Here is a 19054-nt window from a genome sequence, read left to right as displayed (position 1 = left end):
CGGGGTCGCGGACGGTCACGCGGGTGTCGGCCTCGATTCTACTTGGCCATGGCTGCGGAAGTGGCCCAAGGACACCCCTAGAAAGCTCACAGACGGACGTAAACGGACCTGGACGAGTGCGGACGCTGGCGAGCGGGGTCCGCGCCGGCTGCGCGGACGGCGGGCGGTCGGGCGACGTTCGCCGAGGTCATCGCGGTCAGCCGTAGGTGTCGCGGGGACCCCGGCCGGGCACGTGCTTCGGGCCGAACCGCCAACTCGGCCCGGTCGGCCCCTGGATCTTCAGTCGCCTCACCACGTCCCTGCCGACCCCGGCGGCGATGCGGGCCAGCAGTTGCCGCTGTAGCAGCCGGAGCTGGGTGGCCCACGCCGTCGACGCCGCCTGCACGGTCAGCACCCCGTCCTGCAGGGACACCGGGCGAGCATGCTCGGCCACCTCGGCGCCGACCAGCCGGGACCAGTGGCCGAATACCTGACCACCGGCCAGCCGGTCGGTCCACCCGCGGTCCGCCGCGATCCGGGAGGCGATGCGGCCGAGCGGCTGCGGGTCCCTGTCGTCCGGCCGGGCGCCGGACCAGCCGCGGCGGCGCCGCGCCCCCCGCGGCGTGCCCCTGGCCGCCGAGGGGCGCCGGCCGCGTGCCCGGGCGGAGGCCCGCGCCGACTCCAGGGCCGCCCTGGCGAGGTCGGCGCCGCGGAGCTCCTGTTCGCCCGCTCCGGTGAGCGCAGCAGGCGTCGAGGTGTCTGAAATGTCGGACTCGGCGGGACGTTGCTCCCGCTGAGCGGCCGAGTTATCCACACCATCCACAGGGTTGTCCCCAGATGTGTTACTCGTCATAGCCGATCCGCTCACTCGTCGTCGCGGACCCGCCCGGCGGTCCCGCCCTTCCGCGGCCGTCACCCGGCACGGCTCACCTCGCCGTCGCGCACCTCGTACCGGGCACCGGCCAACTTCTCCGGGAGATCCTCCTCCACCGCGGCCGTTACCAGCACCTGCTCGGCCTCGGCGGCGACCTCCGCCAACCGTTCCCGGCGGCGGCGGTCCAGTTCGGCGAACACGTCGTCGAGCAGCAGCACCGGCTCGGTGCCCTCGCCGCGCAGCAGGTGGAACGCGCCGAGGCGCAGGGCCAGCGCGAACGACCACGACTCGCCGTGGCTGGCGTACCCGCGGGCCGGTGCCTCGCCCAGCACCAGTTCCAGCTCGTCGCGGTGCGGTCCGACCAGGCACACCCCGCGCTCCACCTCCTGGGCGCGGATCCGGCCCAACTCGGCGAGCAGCGCGTCGGCCAGCGCCTCCGGGTCGGCCCGCCCGCCGCCGGGGACGCCGTAGCCGTCGGGCAGCGCGGCACCCAGGGTGGACCGGTAGCGCACCTCCACCGGCCGGGACTCGGGCGCCACCCCCGCGTGGGCCGCGGCCACGTGCGGGCCGAGGTCGGCGACCAGGTCCAGCCGGGCGGCGAGCAGTTCGGCCCCGTGCCTGGCCAGGTGGCCGTCCCAGACGTCCAGGGTGGCCAGTTCCTCGCCCCGGGCCCCGGCCCGGCGGGCGGCGCCCGCCGTCTTCAGCAGCGCGCTGCGCTGCTTCAGCACCCGGTCGTAGTCGCCGCGGATCCCGGCGTACCGCGGGGAACGAGCGACCAGCAGCTCGTCCAGGAACCGCCGGCGCTCCGCGGGGTCGCCGCGGACCAGGGCGATGTCCTCGGGCGCGAACAGCACGGTGCGCAACACCCCGAGCACGTCACGGGGCCGGCCGACCGGGGCGCGGTTGATCCGCGCCCGGTTCGACTTCCCCGGGGTGATCTCCAGCTCGACCAGGAGTTCACGGCCCGCGTTGACCACCGCGGTGCGCACGATGGCCCGGGTGCTGCCGTGCCGGACCAGCGGGGCGTCGGTGGGCGCCCGGTGCGAGCCGAGGGTGGCCACGTACCCGATCGCCTCGATGAGGTTCGTCTTCCCCTGACCGTTGGCCCCGACCAGCACGCTGACTCCCGGCTCGAAGGTGAGGTCGGCGTGCGCCCACGAGCGGAAGTCGGTCACCTGGAGTTGCCGAACGTACACGGCGGAGTGGTCAGTGGTGTGTGCTGCCGGTGCCGGAGCTGGGGCCGGCGCGGTGCACGGCGTGCCCGCCGAACTGGTTCCGCAGCGCGGCCACGGCCTTCATCGCCGGCGAGTCCTCCTGGCGGGAGGCGAACCGGGCGAACAGCGCCGCCGAGATCACCGGCACCGGCACGGCGTGGTTGATGGCCTCCTCGACGGTCCAGCGGCCCTCGCCGGAATCCTCCACCCAGCCGGTCAGCCGCTCCAGCTCCGGGTCGTCCTCCAGCGCCTTGACCAGCAGGTCGAGCAGCCAGGACCGGACCACGGTGCCGCGGGTCCACGCCTTGAGCACACCCGGCACGTCCCGCACGAAGTCCGCGGCGGACAGCAGCTCGAAGCCCTCCGCGTAGGCCTGCATCAGGCCGTACTCGATGCCGTTGTGCACCATCTTGGCGAAGTGGCCGGCACCGATGTCCCCGGCGTGCGCGAAGCCCTCCTCGCGCGGCCCCTCGGGGCGGAGCGCGTCGAAGATCGGCATCGCCCGGTGCACCAGCGCCGCGTCACCGCCGACCATCAGCCCGTAGCCATTCTGCAGGCCCCACACCCCGCCGGAGACGCCGCAGTCCAGGTAGCCGATGCCCTTCTTGCCGAGCTCCGCGGCGTTGGCACGGTCGTCGGTGAACCGGGAGTTGCCGCCGTCGATCACCAGGTCGCCGGCCTCCAGCAGCTCGCAGAGCTCGGCGATGGTCTGCCGGGTGGGACCGCCGGCCGGCACCATCACCCAGACGATGCGCGGAGCGCCCAGCTTGCCGACCATGTCGGCCAGCGACGAGGAGTCGCTCACGTCCGGGTTGCGGTCGTAGCCGACCACCTCGTGGCCGGCTCGGCGCAACCGCTCCCGCATGTTGAAGCCCATCTTGCCCAGGCCGACGAGTCCGAGCTGCACGATCGCTGTCCTCCCGTTCGAGCGAGCCCACCGCCGCGGGAGCGGCCGCAGCGGGGCGCCGGTGTTGCCGCTGGTCAGCCGGGCAGCCGCACCGGCATCAGCAGGTAGAGGTAGCCCTCGACGACGTTGCCTTCCTCGTCCGCCGGCTTGATCAGCGCCGGCCGGCTCGGCGTGGTGAACGACACGTGGGCGCGGTTGGCGCGCACGGCGCCCAGCCCGTCGAGCAGGTAGCCGGGGTTGAACGCGATCACCACCGGTTCGCCGGTGAACTCGACCGGCAGCTCCTCCTCGGCGCTGCCCTCGTCGTCGCCGCCGGCGGACAGTCGCAGGGTGCTCTCGTTGAACTCCAGCCTCACCTGCGTTCCACGCTCGGCGACCAGGGAAACCCGCTTGATCGCCTCGACCAGCGGGGCCACCTCGACCACCGCGGTGGCGCTGTGCTCGCTGGGCAGCAGCTGGCGGTACTTCGGGAACTCGGCGTCCAGCAGCCGGCTGGTGGTGCGGCGGCCGGCGCCGGACAGGCCGAGCAGGCCGTCGCCGGAGGCCAGCGACAGCTCGACCTTGGTGCCCGAGGCGCCCAGCGTCCTCGCCGCGTCGGCCAGCGTGCGCGCCGGTACCAGCACGGCGGTCTCGCTCACCTCGGCCGAGGGCTGCCAGGCGAACTCGCGCATGGCCAGCCGGAACCGGTCGGTGGCCACCAGGGTGAGCTTGTCCGCGGCGAGTTCCAGCCGGACGCCCGTGAGCATGGGCAGCGTGTCGTCCTTGCCCGCGGCGACCGCCACCTGGCCGACCGCCTCGCTGAACACCTCGCCGGCGAGTTCGCCGACGACCTGCGGCATGGCCGGCAGCTGCGGGTAGTCCTCCACCGGCATGGTGGGCAGGCTGAACCGGGCGTTGCCACAGGTGATCGACATGCGGGCGCCGTCGACCGAGATCTCCACCGGATGGTTGGGCAACGACTTGGTGATGTCCGCCAGCAGCCGGCCGGAGACCAGCGCCCGGCCGCCGTCGGCGACCGTGGCAGGAACGCCAACGGTGGCCGACACCTCGTAGTCGAACGCGGAGATGGTCAGCGGCTCGTCGGTGTCTCCGGCCCCGGAGCCGGCATCGAGCAGCACCCCGCCGAGCACCGGCACGGGCGGTCGGGACGGCAGGCTGCGCGCGACCCAGGCGACGGCGTCGGCAAGGCCGTCACGCTCGACGCGGATCTTCATGGGGCGTCCTTTCGTGTTCGGCACGACCCAACAGGCGGGGCGGATGGTTCCGCGCGGCGGAGGTGGCAGCAGCGGGAGGGCCCGGATGGGTCCTGCGGCGGTCGGCTGTCCCGGCGCGGCTGCTCCACCGTAGAGCGTGCGCCGCCCCGGCGTCATCTCGGGGCGGCAACCGCGTGGCGCGTCGCGGCGCCCGCCATCCCCAGCTTCGGCTATCGCCTGTTCTTGGTTTGTTCATCTCCTCGAAGGAGAAAACCAGTGCCAGTAGTAGGGGCTGTGGGCGGTGTGGACAGCGGCTGTTTGGGCTGGTCGGGTGAGGCTGCCCGGTGTGGACATACCCGGGGGACGAGCGGTGGACAGCTCGGGCCGGCGGTGGAGAACTCGGCGGCGTCCCGGCTCCATCCACAGTGTTCCCCAGCTGTCCACAGTTCCATCCCCAGATGCGCGGCCGTTCGTACCCAGGTCCTGCACAGGGTGAGTGCGGTGTGGATCTTCGCGGAAGCCCCCTGATCAGTGATGTGTGGACGGCGGGTTTTCCGCTGCTTTTGCTTTCTGCTGGGACGTGCGGGTCGGACCGCTCGGGGTCAACAGAAAGGGTGTCGGTGTTCGCGGCGGCGGCTGGGTGGCGGTGTGCCGACCCCCGGCCGCCGGGCCGGGCGGTTTCTCTGGGGAGGCTCGGTCCCGCCCGTGGGGGTGCCCAGAAAGTTCGCCGGCGCCGCGCCGGGTTTCTGTGTGACGGGGTCGGTCGGGCGGAGCGGGCGGAACAGAAAGGGTGGGCGCGCGCGGCGAGGGTCACCACACCGGGGGGACAGGTGAGCGCAACAGAAAACCCCGCGAACCGGAAGGCGGTCGCGGGGCCTCGGATGGCGAACCGAGCGGCGCTCAGACGCCCCCGCGGGCGCGCTGCTTGATCCGCGCGGTCAGCTCCTGCACCTGGTCGTAGATGCGGCGCCGCTCAGCCATCTCCTTGCGGATCTTCTTGTCCGCGTGCATAACCGTGGTGTGGTCGCGGCCGCCGAAGGTCTGCCCGATCTTGGGCAGGGAGAGGTCGGTGAGCTCGCGGCAGAGGTACATGGAGATCTGCCGGGCCTGGGCCATGCCCTTGGACCGGCCGGGACCGCAGAGGTCCTCGATGGTCACCCCGAAGTACTCGGCGGTGATCGCCATGATGGTGGAGGCGGTGATCTCCGGCGCCTGCGAGTCGGGGATGAGGTCGCGCAGCACGATCTCGGCGAGCTGCACGTCCACCGGCTGCCTGTTGAGCGAGGCGAACGCGGTGACCCGGATTAACGCGCCCTCGAGCTCCCGGATGTTGCGTTCGATCCGGGCCGCGATGAACTCCAGCACCTCGGCCGGGGCGTTGAGCTTGTCCTGCGCCGCCTTCTTGCGCAGGATCGCGATCCGGGTCTCCAGCTCGGGCGGCTGGATGTCGGTGATCAATCCCCACTCGAACCGGGTGCGCAGCCGGTCCTCCAGGGTCTCCAGGCGCTTGGGCGGCCGATCCGAGGAGACCACGATCTGCTTGTTGGCGTTGTGCAGCGTGTTGAAGGTGTGGAAGAACTCCTCCTGGGTTCCCTCCTTGCCCTCCAGGAACTGGATGTCGTCGACGAGCAGCACGTCGATGTCCCGGTAGCGGCGCTGGAAGGCGACCTTGCGGTCGTCCCGCAGGGAGTTGATGAAGTCGTTGGTGAACTCCTCGGTGGAGACGTAGCGCACCCGCATGCCGGGGAAGAGGCGCTGGGCGTAGTGGCCGACCGCGTGCAGCAGGTGCGTCTTGCCCAGCCCGGACTCGCCCCAGATGAACAGCGGGTTGTACGCGCGGGCGGGCGCCTCGGCCACTGCGACCGCCGCCGCGTGGGCGAACCTGTTCGAGGCGCCGATCACGAACGTGTCGAAGGTGTACTTCTCGTTCAGCCGGCTCTGCGCACTCGGTGGCCGCGCCGGCGCGGTGAACGGTTGGCCGCTGGGTGGCCGCTGGCCGCCGAAGGTGGGCCAGATCTCGTGGACGGTGGCCAGCGCCTCACGCTCCTCGTCCACCTCGTCCTCGGTCTCGCCGCTGCCGGCGTTTTCCTCGGCGGGCGCGGAGGTGGTAGGCGCGGTGCCGGCGGTCTCGCCGGTGCCGGTGGCGCGGGTCGGCTGGCTCGAGCCGTCGTGGCCGGGGGCCGCCGCGCCGGGACCGACGCCGGGGGCGAAGTTGGGTAGCCCGCTCATCCCGGTCCCGGTGGCCGCCGGGCTGGGGGTCGGCGGCGGCAGCGACTCGATGGAGTCGACCTTGACGGCGAGCGACACGGGGCGGTCCAGTCGCCGGGACAGCGCCGCGGTGATCGGTTCCCGGAGTACGCGCTCGATGGCGTCCTTGGCGAACTCGCTCGGCGCGGCGAGCAGCGCGGTGCCGTCGAGTAACCCGATCGGGCGGGTGACCCGCATCCAGGCGCGCTGCAGCGGGGAGAGGGTGCCGGCGGACAACTCCTCGACGACCTGCTCCCACACAAAGCCAAGCTCGGCCTGGTGGTCGGACACCTCGGCGCTCCCCTCCCCTCCGTTGGCCCATGGCTCACCGCCGCGGTGGACACCGTGCCGGGGCCTCCGGTGGCATGCGGCGCCTCACCACGTGGACACCGACGGCAGGCATCCACAGGGTTGTCCACAACTGTGCACGAAGGCGCGCCGCGACGCAGCAGAACCCCCGTAGATGCAACGTACCGAGCGACCGGGAACCGGCTCCCGCTGCCCCAGGCTCCTCGGCCCGGAACCGTGGAGGGGCACGCTAACAAGGGGCGTGGCTTGTCACAAGACGCCGAAGGTCACGACTACACCGAAGGGGGTTGACCTCCCGAAACGGGGGCGAGGCATGCCCCGAGTTTGAGAACGGGATGCACGCTGCGTACTCTCGTATGGTCTCCCGCTGGTGCCGGGCTTGTTTGGTGTGCCCGCACCAAGCCGATCCAGCCCGCACTGCCGGACGCTGGCAGGGGACACGCCTTACAGACCTGCTTGGTAGTCAGCACCGGGAGTTCCGCCGTGAGCAAGGGCAAGCGCACCTTCCAGCCCAACAACCGTCGTCGCGCCAGGACCCACGGGTTCCGGCTGCGCATGCGGACCCGTGCGGGCCGCGCCATCCTGGCTGCTCGGCGCCGCAAGGGTCGCGCTCGGCTGTCCGCCTGACCCCTGTCGTGCCGTGCTCCCCGCGGCCGCCCGGCTCACCCGCAGCCAGGACTTCGGTCTGGTGATCCGCCGAGGTCGCCGAGCCGGGCGACCCCGGCTGGTGGTGCACGCGCTGATGGATGGTGGTCAGCGGGCTGGGATCCGCTCGTCGTCGCCCACCCGCGGTCGGGGTAGCCCGCCGCGGGTGGGCTTCGTCGTGAGCAAGGCCGTCGGCAACGCGGTGGTCCGGCACCGGGTGGCCCGGCGGCTGCGGCACCTGATGCGCGATCGGCTCGCCGCCCTGCCGGAGGGCACCGACCTGGTGGTTCGCGCTCTGCCCCCGTCGGCTGACGCGACCAGCCGGGACCTCGGTGCGGACCTGGACGCCACGCTGCGCCGGCTCCGGCTGCTCTCCCCCGCCGAGAACGGCGGCGATGCGCGGTGACGGCCTCGGCTCGGTCGGGCGCCGCGCGGTCCAGCCCCGCGGCGTGGCTCCTGGTGCAGCCGGTCCGGTTCTACCGGCGGTGGATCTCCCCCCTGCTGCCGCCAAGCTGCCGGTTCTATCCAAGCTGCAGCACCTACGCGGTGGAGGCGTTGACCACCCACGGCGCGCTGCGCGGCTCGTGGCTGACCGTGCGCCGCCTGTTGCGCTGTGGACCCTGGCACCCTGGAGGTCTGGACCCAGTTCCGCCAGCGCGCACCCGAGTGGCCGGGCAATCGGGTGCGGGTTCGGACCAGGCTCACCACACCCCGGCTGAGGAGTAGCTCCGTGCTCAACTTCATCTACTACCCCGTGTCGGCCATCCTCTGGTTCTGGCACAAGGTGTTCGGCGTCTGGCTGCACCTCGGTGCCACCAGCGGCATCGCATGGGCGCTCTCGGTGGTCTTCCTGGTCTTCACCCTGCGGGCGCTGCTGTTCAAGCCGTTCGTGGGGCAGGTCCGCTCGATGCGGAAGATGCAGGAGTTCGCTCCGGAGATCAAGCGGCTGCAGAAGAAGTACGCGAACGACAAGCAGAAGCTCGCCCAGGAGATGCAGAAGCTGCAGTCCGAGCACGGCGTCAACCCGCTGGGCGGCTGCCTACCGGTCCTCGTGCAGGTGCCGGTGTTCATCGGCCTGTACCACGTGCTGCGCTCGTTCAACCGCCCCGGGTGGAGCTACGAGGCGAACGCGCACACGGCGAACTACTTCTTCAGCGCCGACGAGGTGAAGACCTTCCTGGACGCGCGGCTCTTCGGCGTGCCGCTGTCCTCCTACATCATCGAGCCGCAGCAGCAACTCGACGCCTTCGGCGGCCACATCGACCGGTTCAACGTCATCCTGGTGGCCATTCCGCTGATGATCGTGGCGAGCATCGCCACCCACTTCACCGCGCGGCACTCGGTGGCCAGGCAGACCGAGGCGGCGATGGCCAATCCGCAGACCGCGATCATGAACAAGCTGACCGTATGGGTCTTCCCGCTCGGTGTTCTGGTCGGTGGCGCGTTCCTGCCGATCGCGATCCTGCTCTACTGGCTGAGCAACAACGGCTGGACGCTGGGCCAGCAGTACGTCGTGTACCGCACGATCGACCGCGAGGAGCAGGAGAAGAAGGCGGTCGCCAGCGAGAAGCGGCAGGCGCTCGCACCGAAGCCCGGCCAGAAGCCGACGGCGCCCAAGGGCGGCAAGCGCCCGGAATCCGGCAAGGCGAACCCCAAGACAACCACCGAGACCGCCGCCTCCGACTCCGGCACGACGGCCAGCACGTCGAGCACGTCGGCTACGTCGAGCAACGGACGAGCGCGCGCCGAGTCCGGTGAGGTCCCCGGCCTGACCTCAGGCCGTGCCCGAAGCAAGAAGCAGGGCCGCAAGCGTCGCTGAGGGCCGCGGTCCTGGAGAGGAGACATGGTGTCGGAGACGTTGCAGGCGACCGGCGCTGAGCAGGAAGCCGAGCAGGCGGAACGGGAGGCGCCCGACCAGGACGTCGACCGCGGTGGCGAGCGGTCCTCGGACAGTGAGGACCTTCTGGTCCGGGAGGGCGACATCGCGGGTGACTACCTGGAGCGGCTGCTCGACCTGCTGGACTACGACGGGGACATCGATCTCGATGTCGAGGCCGGCCGCGCCGTGGTGAGCATCGACGGCGGTGACGATCTGGAGAAGCTGGTCGGCCCGCGTGGCTCGGTGCTCGAGGCGTTGCAGGAGTTGACCAGGCTCGCGGTGCAGCAGGAGACCGGCGTGCGGAGTCGGCTGATGCTGGACATCGCCCGCTGGCGGGAGAGCCGACGGGCCGAGTTGGCCGAGATCGGGCGAGCCAACGCGGACAAGGTTCTCGCCTCGGGGCAGCCGGTGAAGCTCCAGCCGATGACGCCGTTCGAGCGCAAAGTGGTGCACGACTCGATCGCGGCGATCGAGGGTGTGCACAGTGAGAGCGAGGGCGAGGAGCCCCATCGTCGGGTGGTGGTCTTCCCGGCCGACTGACCGGTACCGGCCCGAACCGAAGCCCCACGGCGCGGCGCGCTCCCCGGAGCGCGCCGCGCCGTCGTTTCCGACTTCGACGCGTTTCTGGCGCGGCCGGTCGTCGCTCCCGTCGTGACGAACGGTCCGACCGTGCGGCCCGTGTGGTACCTCTGGGAGGACGTGGCTTCTGGATCTTTACCGGCCCTGGTCCGGACTCCTCCGCCGAGTGCTCCGCGATCCCGCGCTCGCGATCACTGTTGACGTCTGCGACACGACGACCAGAGTTGTCCGGGAGGTCATCGCGCACGGCACCGGGAGGTGCTTCCATTCGACGCGCCACGGGGAAGGCGGATGCTCCGCCGCTACCGGCACCGCCTCTGTGCCGCCACTCCCGTTGCCCGCGCCGGGGAGCCGGTCCCTGGGCTGGCGTCTTGGGTTCGCGATGGCCGTCGTGGTGCACGGCCGACGGGGTTGGATATCCGTGGGGTCAGGCGCGGCCGGCGCTGTGAGCGGGTGGCGGCCGCCGGCCTTGGCGGCGACGGGACAGGTGTTGTCGCGTACGCGCTCCGTTTCACGTGGAACGTCTCCGGTGGGTGGTGACCGCGCGGTGGTGAGGCAACCCATGCCTGCGGCGTGGCGCCGATCCGTGCTCGGGCCACGCGGCGCGAAGCCGTGGGTCGCGGCGAGGACGGTGACCGCGCGATGGCGAGGTGGCCCTCGTGTCCCCGGCGAGGTGAGACGAACTGATCCCACCGGAGGCGCCGCCGAGGCGGCAGGGCGGCCCCTTCGCGTCACGGCCCGTGGCGCCGGACCTGACGATGGACACGAGCGGTTCCTCCGGGTCGACGGCGGTGTGGTCGGGTGCGCACGGCGTGGTTCCGGTTGTCGGCGCCGGCGGCGATGACATTCCGAGTCGGCGGCTTGGTCTCGAGGCGACCCATCGTGAGAGAGCTGCCGGTTAGTTCGATCCGCGCTGAGGCGCGCAACGCGACGGCGCCGGTTTCACGTGGAACACGGGCGTCCCGGCTACCGCGCGCCCGGTAGACGGCGCGGCGTCACAGCCCGGCGCGGCGGCCCGCACCTGGTGGTGTGCCGGCGGTGGCGTTCTGTCCGGTCGCCGTGTGACGGCTGAGCAACGTTTGCCCGACCCGAAAGTCGCGACCCGAGGGTCATGCGGCACGCTTGTCGTCGGGGACATCGAACCGCCCGTGCCGAAGGAATCGCGGTGCCCGGGTTCGCGGCGATTGCTCGCAGGAACCACATGCGCCGACCGGATCGGCATGGTTTCACGTGGAACGGCGAAGACGGACGGGAAGCATGACGCAGTCGGGAGCGCACGGCGGCGCCCGGGCCGTGCCCGCGCCACCGGAGGGGGCCGACCGGGTGTTCGGCGCGAACCTACCCACGGCGGTCCGATTCGCCGAGATGCTCGCCGAGCACGGGGTGGACCGCGGCCTGATCGGTCCGCGCGAGGTGGACCGGCTGTGGGACCGGCACCTGCTGAACTCCGCGGTGATCGCGGAGTTGCTACCGGAGCACAGCCGGGTCGTCGACGTAGGCTCTGGTGCGGGCCTCCCGGGTATCCCGCTGCTGATCGCGCGGCCGGATCTCGGCGTCACCCTGCTGGAGCCGATGGCGCGGCGGGTGGCGTGGCTCAACGAGGTGGTCGATCGGTTGGGGCTGCGCGCATCGGTGATCCGCGGCCGGGCTGAGGAGGTCGACGTGCGGCAGCGGCTGCGCGGTTGCGATGCGGTCACCGCGCGCGCCGTCGCGCCGCTCAGTCGGCTGGCCACCTGGTGCCTTCCCCTGCTTCGTCCCGGCGGCACGCTGCTGGCGCTGAAGGGAGCGAGCGCCGAGGAGGAGCTCGCGCGGGACGCGGACTCCGTGCTTCGTGCCGGAGGGTGTCGAGGGCGGATCGTGACCTGTGGAGTTGACGTGATGGACGTGCCGACCACTGTGGTGCTCATCGAGCGGGAGAACTCGCCAAGACATCATGACGGCATGCGCCCCAGAAGGAAGGATCGGTGAGCGTGCACCCCGAGGCGCAGAACGGAGCGGCCCATGTTCCACGTGAAACCACACTCTCCGACGCAGATCATGGCGCTGGGGCCGGCGCCGTCCCGACCGAGGATCTGGAGGACCACGTGAACGCGGGCACCACCGACACCGGCGTGGCGAGCGAGCTGCCCTGGACGCCGATCGCTGAGGAGGCCGAACGAGCCACCAAGGTTCTCCATCCCGAGGATCTGCGGCTGCCCCGTCCGAGGCGTCGCCGCGTGCTGACGGTGGCGAACCAGAAGGGCGGCGTGGGCAAGACGACCAGCGCGGTGAACCTGGCCGCCGCGCTCGCGCTACACGGGCTCAAGGTGGTCGTCATCGATCTCGACCCGCAGGGGAACGCGAGCACCGCGCTCGGCGTCGAGCACCGTTCGGGTACGCCGTCGGTCTATGAGGTGTTGCTGGGCGAGATCTCGCTCGCGGACGCCGCCGCGGTCAGCAACCAGTCGGACAACCTGCTCTGCGTGCCGGCCACCATCGACCTGGCTGGTGCCGAGATCGAGTTGGTCTCCATGGTGGCCAGGGAGTCCCGCCTCAAGGAGGCGTTGACTTCCGAGGCGCTGGACGAGCTGAGCCCCGACTACGTGTTCATCGACTGCCCGCCGTCACTGGGGCTGCTCACCGTCAACGCGATGGTGGCTGCCCAGGAGGTGCTGATCCCCATCCAGTGCGAGTACTACGCCCTGGAGGGGTTGAGCCAGCTCCTCCGCAACATCGAGCTGGTCCAGTCGCACCTCAATCCGTCGCTGGAGATCACCACGATCCTGCTCACGATGTACGACGGCCGCACCAAGTTGGCCGACCAGGTGACCGCCGAGGTGCGCGGGCACTTCGGCGACACGGCCCTCCGGACCGTCATTCCGCGCAGCGTGAAGGTGTCCGAGGCGCCCGGCTTCGGGCAGACGGTACTCACCTACGACCCCGGCTCGCGGGGCGCGATGAGTTACCTCGACGCCGCCAAGGAGATCGCCGAGCGGGGCGCCAGAAGGGAGACTTCCTGATGCTTTGGTCGAACCGCGGGATCTACGTTGACCGCGGCGCGCGCAGGGGCCTCGAATCGGCGGAAAAGGAGACGGCGTGAGCGAGCGGAAGGGGGGACTCGGGCGCGGCCTGGCGGCGCTGATTCCGAGCGGTCCGGCGGAGCCGGCTGGTGGGGCGGTGGCCGCGATCAGGGTGCCGTCGCGCGGCCAGGGCGACGGCCGGGCGAGCGAGGACGGCGGCACGGTTGCCGGCGCGGTGTACCGCGAGGTTCCGGTCAACGCGATCAAGACCAACCCGAAGCAGCCGAGGCAGGTCTTCGACGAGGAGGCGCTTGCCGAGCTCGAACACTCGATCCGCGAGTTCGGCCTGATGCAGCCGATCGTGGTGCGCGAGCTGGATGCCGGTCAGTACCAGCTGATCATGGGCGAGCGGCGCTGGCGGGCCGCCGAGCGCGCCGGGATGGATCGCATCCCGGCGATCGTCCGGCAGACTCCCGACGACGCCATGCTTCGCGACGCCCTGCTGGAGAACATCCACCGGGTCCAGCTCAACCCGCTCGAGGAGGCGGCGGCGTACCAGCAGTTGCTGGACGAGTTCGACGTGACGCACGAGGAGCTGGCCAGCCGGCTCGGTCGGAGCCGACCGGTGATCACCAACACGATCCGGCTGCTCCGGCTGCCCCTTCCGGTGCAGCGGCGGGTGGCTGCTGGCGTGCTGTCCGCGGGCCACGCCCGCGCGCTGCTCGGTGTCGAGGATCCCGGGGCGCAGGAGGAGCTGGCAGCGCGGATCGTCTCCGAGGGCCTGTCGGTGCGGGCGACCGAGGAGGCGGTGACGCTCGCGAAGCGGGAGGAGCCGGCCAAGCGCAAGGCGCCGGCGCGCAAGCCCATGCAGGCCCCTGGGTTGCAGGATCTCGCCGAGCGACTCTCGGACACCTTCGACACCCGGGTCAAGGTCGAACTCGGCCAGCGCAAGGGGCGCATCGTGGTCGAGTTCGGGTCCGTCGACGACCTGGAGCGGATCGTCGCGCTGATGGCGCCAAATACGGCAAAACGGATACGTACCAGCCCGGAATGATCATACCGGGGTCTTTTCGTCACGGTGACAACCCCGGTCGACCGCCTCGGTGGCGTCCTTCCGGCATGCCGGCGGGCGCCACCGAGGCCGGGTGACCGTCAGCGTGTGTCGTGGGCCACGGCCCGCTCGACCAGCGCCGCGAACACGTCGCCCAGCGAGCGGCCGGACGCCTCCACCGCCATCGGTAGCAGCGAGGTCTCGGTCAACCCTGGCGAGACGTTGACCTCCAAAAACTGCACCGTGCCGTCCGGCGCCACCACCGCGTCGGTTCGGGAGATATCGCGCAGTCCAAGTAGCCGGTGCGCGGCCACGGCGAGTTCGCCGACGGCCGCGGCGGTGGTGGGGTCTAGCCGGGCGGGCGCGTGGAACTCGGTGAGTCCGGCGGTGTATCGGGCGGTGTAGTCGTAGATGCCGCTGTCCGGCACGATCTCCACCGCCGGCAGCGGCTCGGGGCCTTCTGACCCCTCCAGCACGGTGACCGCCACCTCGACGCCGTCGACGAACCGCTCGGCGAGCACGGTCTCGCCGTAGGCGAGGCAGCCGACCATCGCCGCGGGCAACTCGCTCGCCTCCCGGACCACCCGGGCACCGAGCGCGGACCCACCCTGGTCCGGCTTGAGCACCATGGGCAGCCCGAGCCGGTCCACCATCGCGTCCAGCACGGCCTGCGCGCCCAACTCGCGGAAGGTGCTGTGCGGCAATACCACCCAGTCGGGGGTGCTCAGGCCGGCGCGGGCCAACTCGGCCTTGGCGCTGGGCTTGTCCCAGGCGCGCCGGCACGCCCGGGAGTCGCTGCCCACGAACGGCACACCGAGCATCTCCAGGACCGCCTGGATCGAGCCGTTCTCCCCCTCGCCGCCGTGCAGGGCGACCACCACGGCGTCCGGACGCTGCTCCCGCAGCCTGGCCAGCAGGCTCGCGTCGGCGTCCCACTCCTCCACCATGAGCCCGGTCGCCCGCAGGGCCGCGGACAGCCGGCGGCCCGACCGGAGGGACACCTCCCGCTCGTGCGACAGCCCGCCTGCGAGCACCGCCACCCAACGATCCGACACGCGTCGACTCCTCGCGATCCGCATCATGCGGCCCGCGCGCGACCCGCCAGGACCGCGCGGCGAGACCGAAGAACTCCTACCAGCGGACGATCATGCCGTGTCCGGGGACGGCGCCTGCGGCCCCGACACCTCCCGGCCGGGCACGCTGCCGAACGTACGGTACAGCTCGAGTTCGTCCTCCAGCACGTTCGCCAGCCGCCGCACACCCTCGCGGATCCGCTCCGGCGTCGGGTAGCAGTACGACAGCCGCATCTGCCTGCTCCCCAGCCGGTCGGCGTAGAAGCCAGTCCCGGAGGCGTACGCGACCCGCTGGGTGATCGCCCTGGGCAACATGGCCTTGGTGTCTACCCCCTCCGGGGCGGTGAGCCAGACGTAGAAGCCGCCGGTCGGTCTGGTCCAGGTACAACCCGGCGGCATGTGCTGTTCCAGCGCGCCGAGCATGGCGTCCCGCCGCTCACGGTACGCCTCGCGGTAGGTCTTGATCTGGCCCTTCCAGTCGTGCGTCGACAGGTAACGGGACACCACGAGCTGGTTGAACGTCGGCGGGCACAGGGTCGCGGACTCCGCGGCCAGCACCAGCTTCTCCCGCACCGCGTGCGGGGCCAGCGCCCAGCCCACCCGAAGCCCGGACGCGAAGGTCTTGGAGAAGGAGCCCAGGTAGACGACGTTGTCCGCGTCCATCGACCGCAGCGCGGGGTAGGTCTGCCCGTCGAAACCGAGCAGCCCGTACGGGTTGTCCTCGATCACCAGTACCTCGTGCTCGGCGCAGATGTCGAGGATCTCGGCGCGTCGCTCGGCGGCCAGGGTGACGCCGGCCGGGTTGTGGAAGTTCGGGATCGTGTACAGGAACTTCGGCCGCTGCCCACGCTCGACGGCCGTGACGATGGCCTCCCGCAACGCCTCCGGCACCAGCCCGGCGTCGTCCATGGTCACGTGCACCACGTTGGCCTGGTAGGCGGCGAACGAGCCGAGCGCGCCGACGTAGGACGGCCCCTCGGCGAGAACGACGTCACCCGGATCGCAGAAGATCCGGGTGACCATGTCCAGGGCCATCTGTGAGCCCACCGTGACGACCACGTCGTCGGGGTGGGCGGAGATCCCTTCCAGGGCCATGATCTCGCAGATCTGCTCGCGCAACTCGGGGACGCCCTGCGCGGACCCGTACTGCAGGGCGACCAGGCCGTCGCTGGCGATCAACTGGCCCACCTCAGCGGACAGCGACTCCAGCGGCAGTGCGGCCAGGTGCGGCATGCCGCCCGCCAGCGAGACGACCTCCGGCCGGCTGGCGACCGCGAAGAGCGCGCGGATCTCCGATGCCGTCATGCCCGCGGTCCGCCGCGCGTAGCGGCGCAGGTGCGGGTCGAGGCTGCGGGCGCCCTGACGGGCTGGTTGCGATCCGGGTGCGGTCATGCGCTGCTCCGACTTCGTTGCCGCCCACGGCAGCTAGCCGTGGTCGCGGTGCTGACGAGAGACGCCATCGCCGCCGTCACGGTACAAAGGAGGTCGGCGGGCTGGGCGACGCCTCCACGGTAGTGAGTGTCTCGGGGGTCTGCTCGGCTCCGGCTGGTAAGTGCTGGTAGATCGGTGGAGTGTAACGCGCGTCCCGATCGGGCGCGGCCGCTTCCCGGCCCCGGTCGGCGTGCCTAGACTCACGGTGGCCTGCGGGGACGCGGGCAATGCAGGCTGCGGGAGGTCAGGGGTGTCGCGACGCGTGGTGGGCGTCACGCTGGACAACCTGGATCACCTTCCCAGGCGGTGCCGGGGTTGCGTGTTCTGGGAGCTCGCGCCGCACATCAAGGACCAGGCCGAGGCGTTCGGGCAGACCGAACTGGAGAAGGAAGCCTGGGTGTCCAGTGTGCTGCTGGAATGGGGGTCCTGCGGCCGTATCGTCTACGCCGACGGCATCCCGGCCGGCTACGCCCTGTACGCCCCGCCCGCCGCGGTGCCCCGGGTCGCGGCCTTCCCCACCGCCCCGGTCAGCCCGGACGCGGTGTTGCTCACCGCGCTGCGGGTGATGCCGGAGTTCGTCGGCGGCGGGCTCGGCCGGATGTTGGTGCAGTCAGTGGCCAAGGACCTCACCCGGCGCGGGGTGAAGGCGATCGAAGTGTTCGGCAACGCCATCGCCACCCCGGACGCCACCTGCGTCATCCCCGCCGAGTTCCTGCTGCAGGTCGGTTTCAAGACGGTCCGGCCGCACCCGAAGTGGCCGCGGCTGCGGTTGGAACTGCGCACCGCGCTGTCCTGGAAGGAGGACGTCGAGGCCGCGCTGGAACGCCTGCTGGGCTCGGTGAGCGTCGGCGCGGTGGAGCCGAGCTTCCGGCCCGCCTGATCCTCTTACTCGGCCTTGGCCAGTTCGTGGCGGAGCAGGTCGTCGAAGGTGAACGTGCCGGTCGGCTGGTCGTTCTCGCCGAGCAGGTAGAGCCGCTTCACCGCGACCAGAACGCCCTCGGCCACCACGTCCCGGAACGCCGGATCGGCCAGCCGGGCGCGGTCCTGCGGGTTGGTCAGGTAGCCCACCTCGACCCGCACCGCGGTGCATCGGGTCATCCGCAGCGTTTCCCAGGTCTTGGGATGGGTGTGGCAGTCCAGCATGCCGGTGCGGGCCACCAGCTCACGCTGGATGAACCCGGCCAGCACGCCGCCGACGGTGGACGTGGTGCCGTTTCCGGTGCCGAAGTGGAAGCAGGCCAGCCCCTGGGCCAGCGGCGAGCGGTTCGCGTCCACGTGCAGTGACAGGAACAGGTCGGCGCCGGCGTCGTTGGCGAACTTGGCCCGGTCCCCCTCGGCGGGGCAGTTGTCCGGCCCGCGGGTGAGCAGGGCCTCCATGCCGGTGGCCACCATGCGACCCTCCAGCCGCCGGGCCAGGTCCCAGACCAGGTCGGCCTCGCACAGCCCGCCGGCCTGGGCACCCCGGTCGCCGCCCCCGTGGCCGGGGTCGATGACGATCCGTTTGCCGCGCAGCCGGGGGCCGGCCATGCGCACCCGTTCCTGCTCCCGGAGGAACAGCGGGCGCCCGCCGCGCACCTTCGGCTGGAGCTGGCGCAGCGCACGCACGGTGCCCGGCCCGCAGATGCCGTCCGGGGTGAGGCCGTAGTCGCGCTGGAAGCTGCGCAGCGCCTGCTCGGTCTGCTGGCCGAACACGCCGTCCGGCCGGCCAGCGTCGTAGCCCAGCTCCAGCAGCCGCTCCTGCAGAGCCGACACGTCGTCCCCGCTCACCGGTTGGGACACCAGGTAGGCCAGCGGCCGGTCACCCAACCGGTAGGTGGCGTCGCGGAGGGCCCGATAGGTCGCCGGCCCCACCACGCCGTCCGTGATGAGGCCGCGTTGCTGCTGGAAGGCACGTACTGCGTGCTCGACCGCGAGATCGAATACCGGCGGCCCCTGCGGATCGGCTGGCGGCAGCAGGCCCAGCCCAGCGAGTGTCGCCCTGATCTCGGCAACGGCCGGTCCGGCATCACCGCGGCGGAGCAGCTGCATGCACCCCTCGCTCGACTAGGGCGCCGGACCCGGCCGGCGCGACTGGTGACGGTTCATTGTGCCTTGCCCCCGAAGTGGCCGATGGCAAGGCTACGCGGTGCTGTCACACGCGTACGTAGCTAGCCCGAACGGATGCAACGGCCGTGACCCGTCCGCCCTGTTGAGGGACGGACCGGTCACGGCCGTAGGTTGCATGTCTTGAATTTTCCCGCGTGCGCGGCCGTCGCGCCGCCGGGGGAGCACGCCGGCCGTTCACGTACGTTCACGCCGACATCCTGCCGCCTCGAGCGCGGGCGGGACAGGGTTCAGCTCAGGTAGTCGGCGAGGTCGTTGAGCAGCGCGGCCTTGGGCTTGGCGCCGACGATCTGCTTGACCGGCTGCCCGTCCTTGAAGAGGATCATGGTGGGCACGGACATGATCTGGTAGTCGCGCGCCGTCGACGGGTTGGCGTCGATGTCCAGCTTGGCGACGGTGATCTGGTCGGCGTGCTCCGCGGCGATCTCCTCGAGGACCGGGGCGACCATCTTGCAGGGGCCGCACCAGGTGGCCCAGAAGTCGACCAGGACGGGCTTGTCGCTGCCCAGCACGTCGGTGTTGAACGACGCGTCGGTCACCTGCACGGTGCTGCCGGCCATGTTGTCTCCTT

18 protein-coding genes are annotated in these 19054 nt (G+C 71.4%); 9 read left to right on the top strand and 9 right to left on the bottom strand.

Annotation, left to right across the window (positions count from 1 at the left end; genetic code table 11):
- Positions 1 to 196 precede the first annotated feature (196 nt).
- The 5 genes from FFT21_RS12705 to dnaA all read right to left on the bottom strand — a co-directional run bounded on the left by FFT21_RS12705 (position 197) and on the right by dnaA (position 6705).
- Positions 197 to 793, bottom strand: coding sequence for a DciA family protein (locus tag FFT21_RS12705; protein ID WP_371856787.1), 597 nt, complete (start codon positions 791 to 793; stop codon positions 197 to 199).
- Positions 794 to 891: 98 nt separating this feature from the next.
- Entirely contained in the window at positions 892 to 2049 is a 1158-nt protein-coding gene (recF, locus tag FFT21_RS12700; RefSeq protein ID WP_137814037.1) for a DNA replication/repair protein RecF, read from the bottom strand.
- 10 nt (positions 2050 to 2059) lie between these two features.
- Positions 2060 to 2977, bottom strand: a complete 918-nt coding sequence (gene gnd / locus FFT21_RS12695) for a phosphogluconate dehydrogenase (NAD(+)-dependent, decarboxylating) (RefSeq protein ID WP_137814036.1) — start codon at positions 2975 to 2977, stop codon at positions 2060 to 2062.
- A gap of 71 nt (positions 2978 to 3048) precedes the next feature.
- The gene (gene dnaN, locus FFT21_RS12690) at positions 3049 to 4188 is read right to left on the bottom strand and encodes a DNA polymerase III subunit beta (protein WP_137814035.1); all 1140 of its coding nucleotides are present in this window, start codon (positions 4186 to 4188) and stop codon (positions 3049 to 3051) included.
- Positions 4189 to 5067: 879 nt separating this feature from the next.
- The gene (gene dnaA / locus FFT21_RS12685) at positions 5068 to 6705 is read right to left on the bottom strand and encodes a chromosomal replication initiator protein DnaA (RefSeq protein WP_137814034.1); all 1638 of its coding nucleotides are present in this window, start codon (positions 6703 to 6705) and stop codon (positions 5068 to 5070) included.
- A 501-nt stretch (positions 6706 to 7206) separates the two neighbouring features.
- On the opposite strand from dnaA, the gene rpmH reads away from it, so the two are divergent.
- The 8 genes from rpmH to FFT21_RS12645 all read left to right on the top strand — a co-directional run bounded on the left by rpmH (position 7207) and on the right by FFT21_RS12645 (position 13879).
- The gene (rpmH, locus tag FFT21_RS12680; RefSeq protein ID WP_137814033.1) at positions 7207 to 7350 is read left to right on the top strand and encodes a 50S ribosomal protein L34; all 144 of its coding nucleotides are present in this window, start codon (positions 7207 to 7209) and stop codon (positions 7348 to 7350) included.
- Positions 7351 to 7363: 13 nt separating this feature from the next.
- Complete coding sequence (gene rnpA, locus FFT21_RS12675) at positions 7364 to 7774, top strand: ribonuclease P protein component (RefSeq protein WP_137814032.1); 411 nt, start codon at positions 7364 to 7366, stop codon at positions 7772 to 7774.
- On the top strand, positions 7771 to 8094 hold the full coding sequence (yidD, locus tag FFT21_RS12670) for a membrane protein insertion efficiency factor YidD (RefSeq protein ID WP_137814031.1): 324 nt from the start codon (positions 7771 to 7773) through the stop codon (positions 8092 to 8094). The genes rnpA and yidD overlap by 4 nt, the downstream gene beginning before the upstream one ends.
- A 4-nt stretch (positions 8095 to 8098) precedes the next feature.
- A complete protein-coding gene (yidC, locus tag FFT21_RS12665; RefSeq protein WP_137814030.1) occupies positions 8099 to 9187 on the top strand; it encodes a membrane protein insertase YidC in 1089 nt (362 codons plus the stop codon).
- A gap of 27 nt (positions 9188 to 9214) precedes the next feature.
- Complete coding sequence (locus FFT21_RS12660; protein ID WP_371856782.1) at positions 9215 to 9787, top strand: Jag family protein; 573 nt, start codon at positions 9215 to 9217, stop codon at positions 9785 to 9787.
- 1296 nt (positions 9788 to 11083) lie between these two features.
- Positions 11084 to 11794: a 16S rRNA (guanine(527)-N(7))-methyltransferase RsmG gene (rsmG, locus tag FFT21_RS12655; protein WP_137814028.1), complete on the top strand. Its 711-nt coding sequence runs from the start codon at positions 11084 to 11086 to the stop codon at positions 11792 to 11794.
- A 116-nt stretch (positions 11795 to 11910) separates the two neighbouring features.
- Positions 11911 to 12825 carry a ParA family protein gene (locus FFT21_RS12650; RefSeq protein ID WP_137814027.1) on the top strand — a complete coding sequence of 305 codons (915 nt, stop codon included), beginning with the start codon at positions 11911 to 11913 and terminating at the stop codon, positions 12823 to 12825.
- A 76-nt stretch (positions 12826 to 12901) separates the two neighbouring features.
- Positions 12902 to 13879, top strand: coding sequence for a ParB/RepB/Spo0J family partition protein (locus FFT21_RS12645; protein ID WP_137814026.1), 978 nt, complete (start codon positions 12902 to 12904; stop codon positions 13877 to 13879).
- A gap of 98 nt (positions 13880 to 13977) precedes the next feature.
- Here FFT21_RS12645 and FFT21_RS12640 read toward each other — a convergent pair whose 3' ends face one another.
- Positions 13978 to 14931: a D-alanine--D-alanine ligase family protein gene (locus tag FFT21_RS12640; protein WP_137814025.1), complete on the bottom strand. Its 954-nt coding sequence runs from the start codon at positions 14929 to 14931 to the stop codon at positions 13978 to 13980.
- A 90-nt stretch (positions 14932 to 15021) separates the two neighbouring features.
- Positions 15022 to 16341 carry an aminotransferase-like domain-containing protein gene (locus FFT21_RS12635; protein ID WP_137814024.1) on the bottom strand — a complete coding sequence of 440 codons (1320 nt, stop codon included), beginning with the start codon at positions 16339 to 16341 and terminating at the stop codon, positions 15022 to 15024.
- Positions 16342 to 16630: 289 nt separating this feature from the next.
- Between FFT21_RS12635 and FFT21_RS12630 the strand changes: the two genes are divergently transcribed.
- Positions 16631 to 17260: a GNAT family N-acetyltransferase gene (locus FFT21_RS12630; protein ID WP_137814023.1), complete on the top strand. Its 630-nt coding sequence runs from the start codon at positions 16631 to 16633 to the stop codon at positions 17258 to 17260.
- 5 nt (positions 17261 to 17265) lie between these two features.
- Here FFT21_RS12630 and FFT21_RS12625 read toward each other — a convergent pair whose 3' ends face one another.
- Together FFT21_RS12625 and trxA are read right to left on the bottom strand one after the other, a co-directional pair.
- On the bottom strand, positions 17266 to 18408 hold the full coding sequence (locus FFT21_RS12625) for an N-acetylmuramoyl-L-alanine amidase (RefSeq protein WP_137814022.1): 1143 nt from the start codon (positions 18406 to 18408) through the stop codon (positions 17266 to 17268).
- A 305-nt stretch (positions 18409 to 18713) separates the two neighbouring features.
- Positions 18714 to 19043, bottom strand: coding sequence for a thioredoxin (gene trxA / locus FFT21_RS12620; RefSeq protein WP_137814021.1), 330 nt, complete (start codon positions 19041 to 19043; stop codon positions 18714 to 18716).
- Positions 19044 to 19054: the final 11 nt, after the last annotated feature.

The organism is Gandjariella thermophila (assembly GCF_005405885.1).
In the GTDB taxonomy this organism is placed as follows: domain Bacteria; phylum Actinomycetota; class Actinomycetes; order Mycobacteriales; family Pseudonocardiaceae; genus Gandjariella; species Gandjariella thermophila.
Note: the sequence above shows the minus strand (reverse complement) of the source record. Positions and strands in the feature narration are given on the sequence as shown.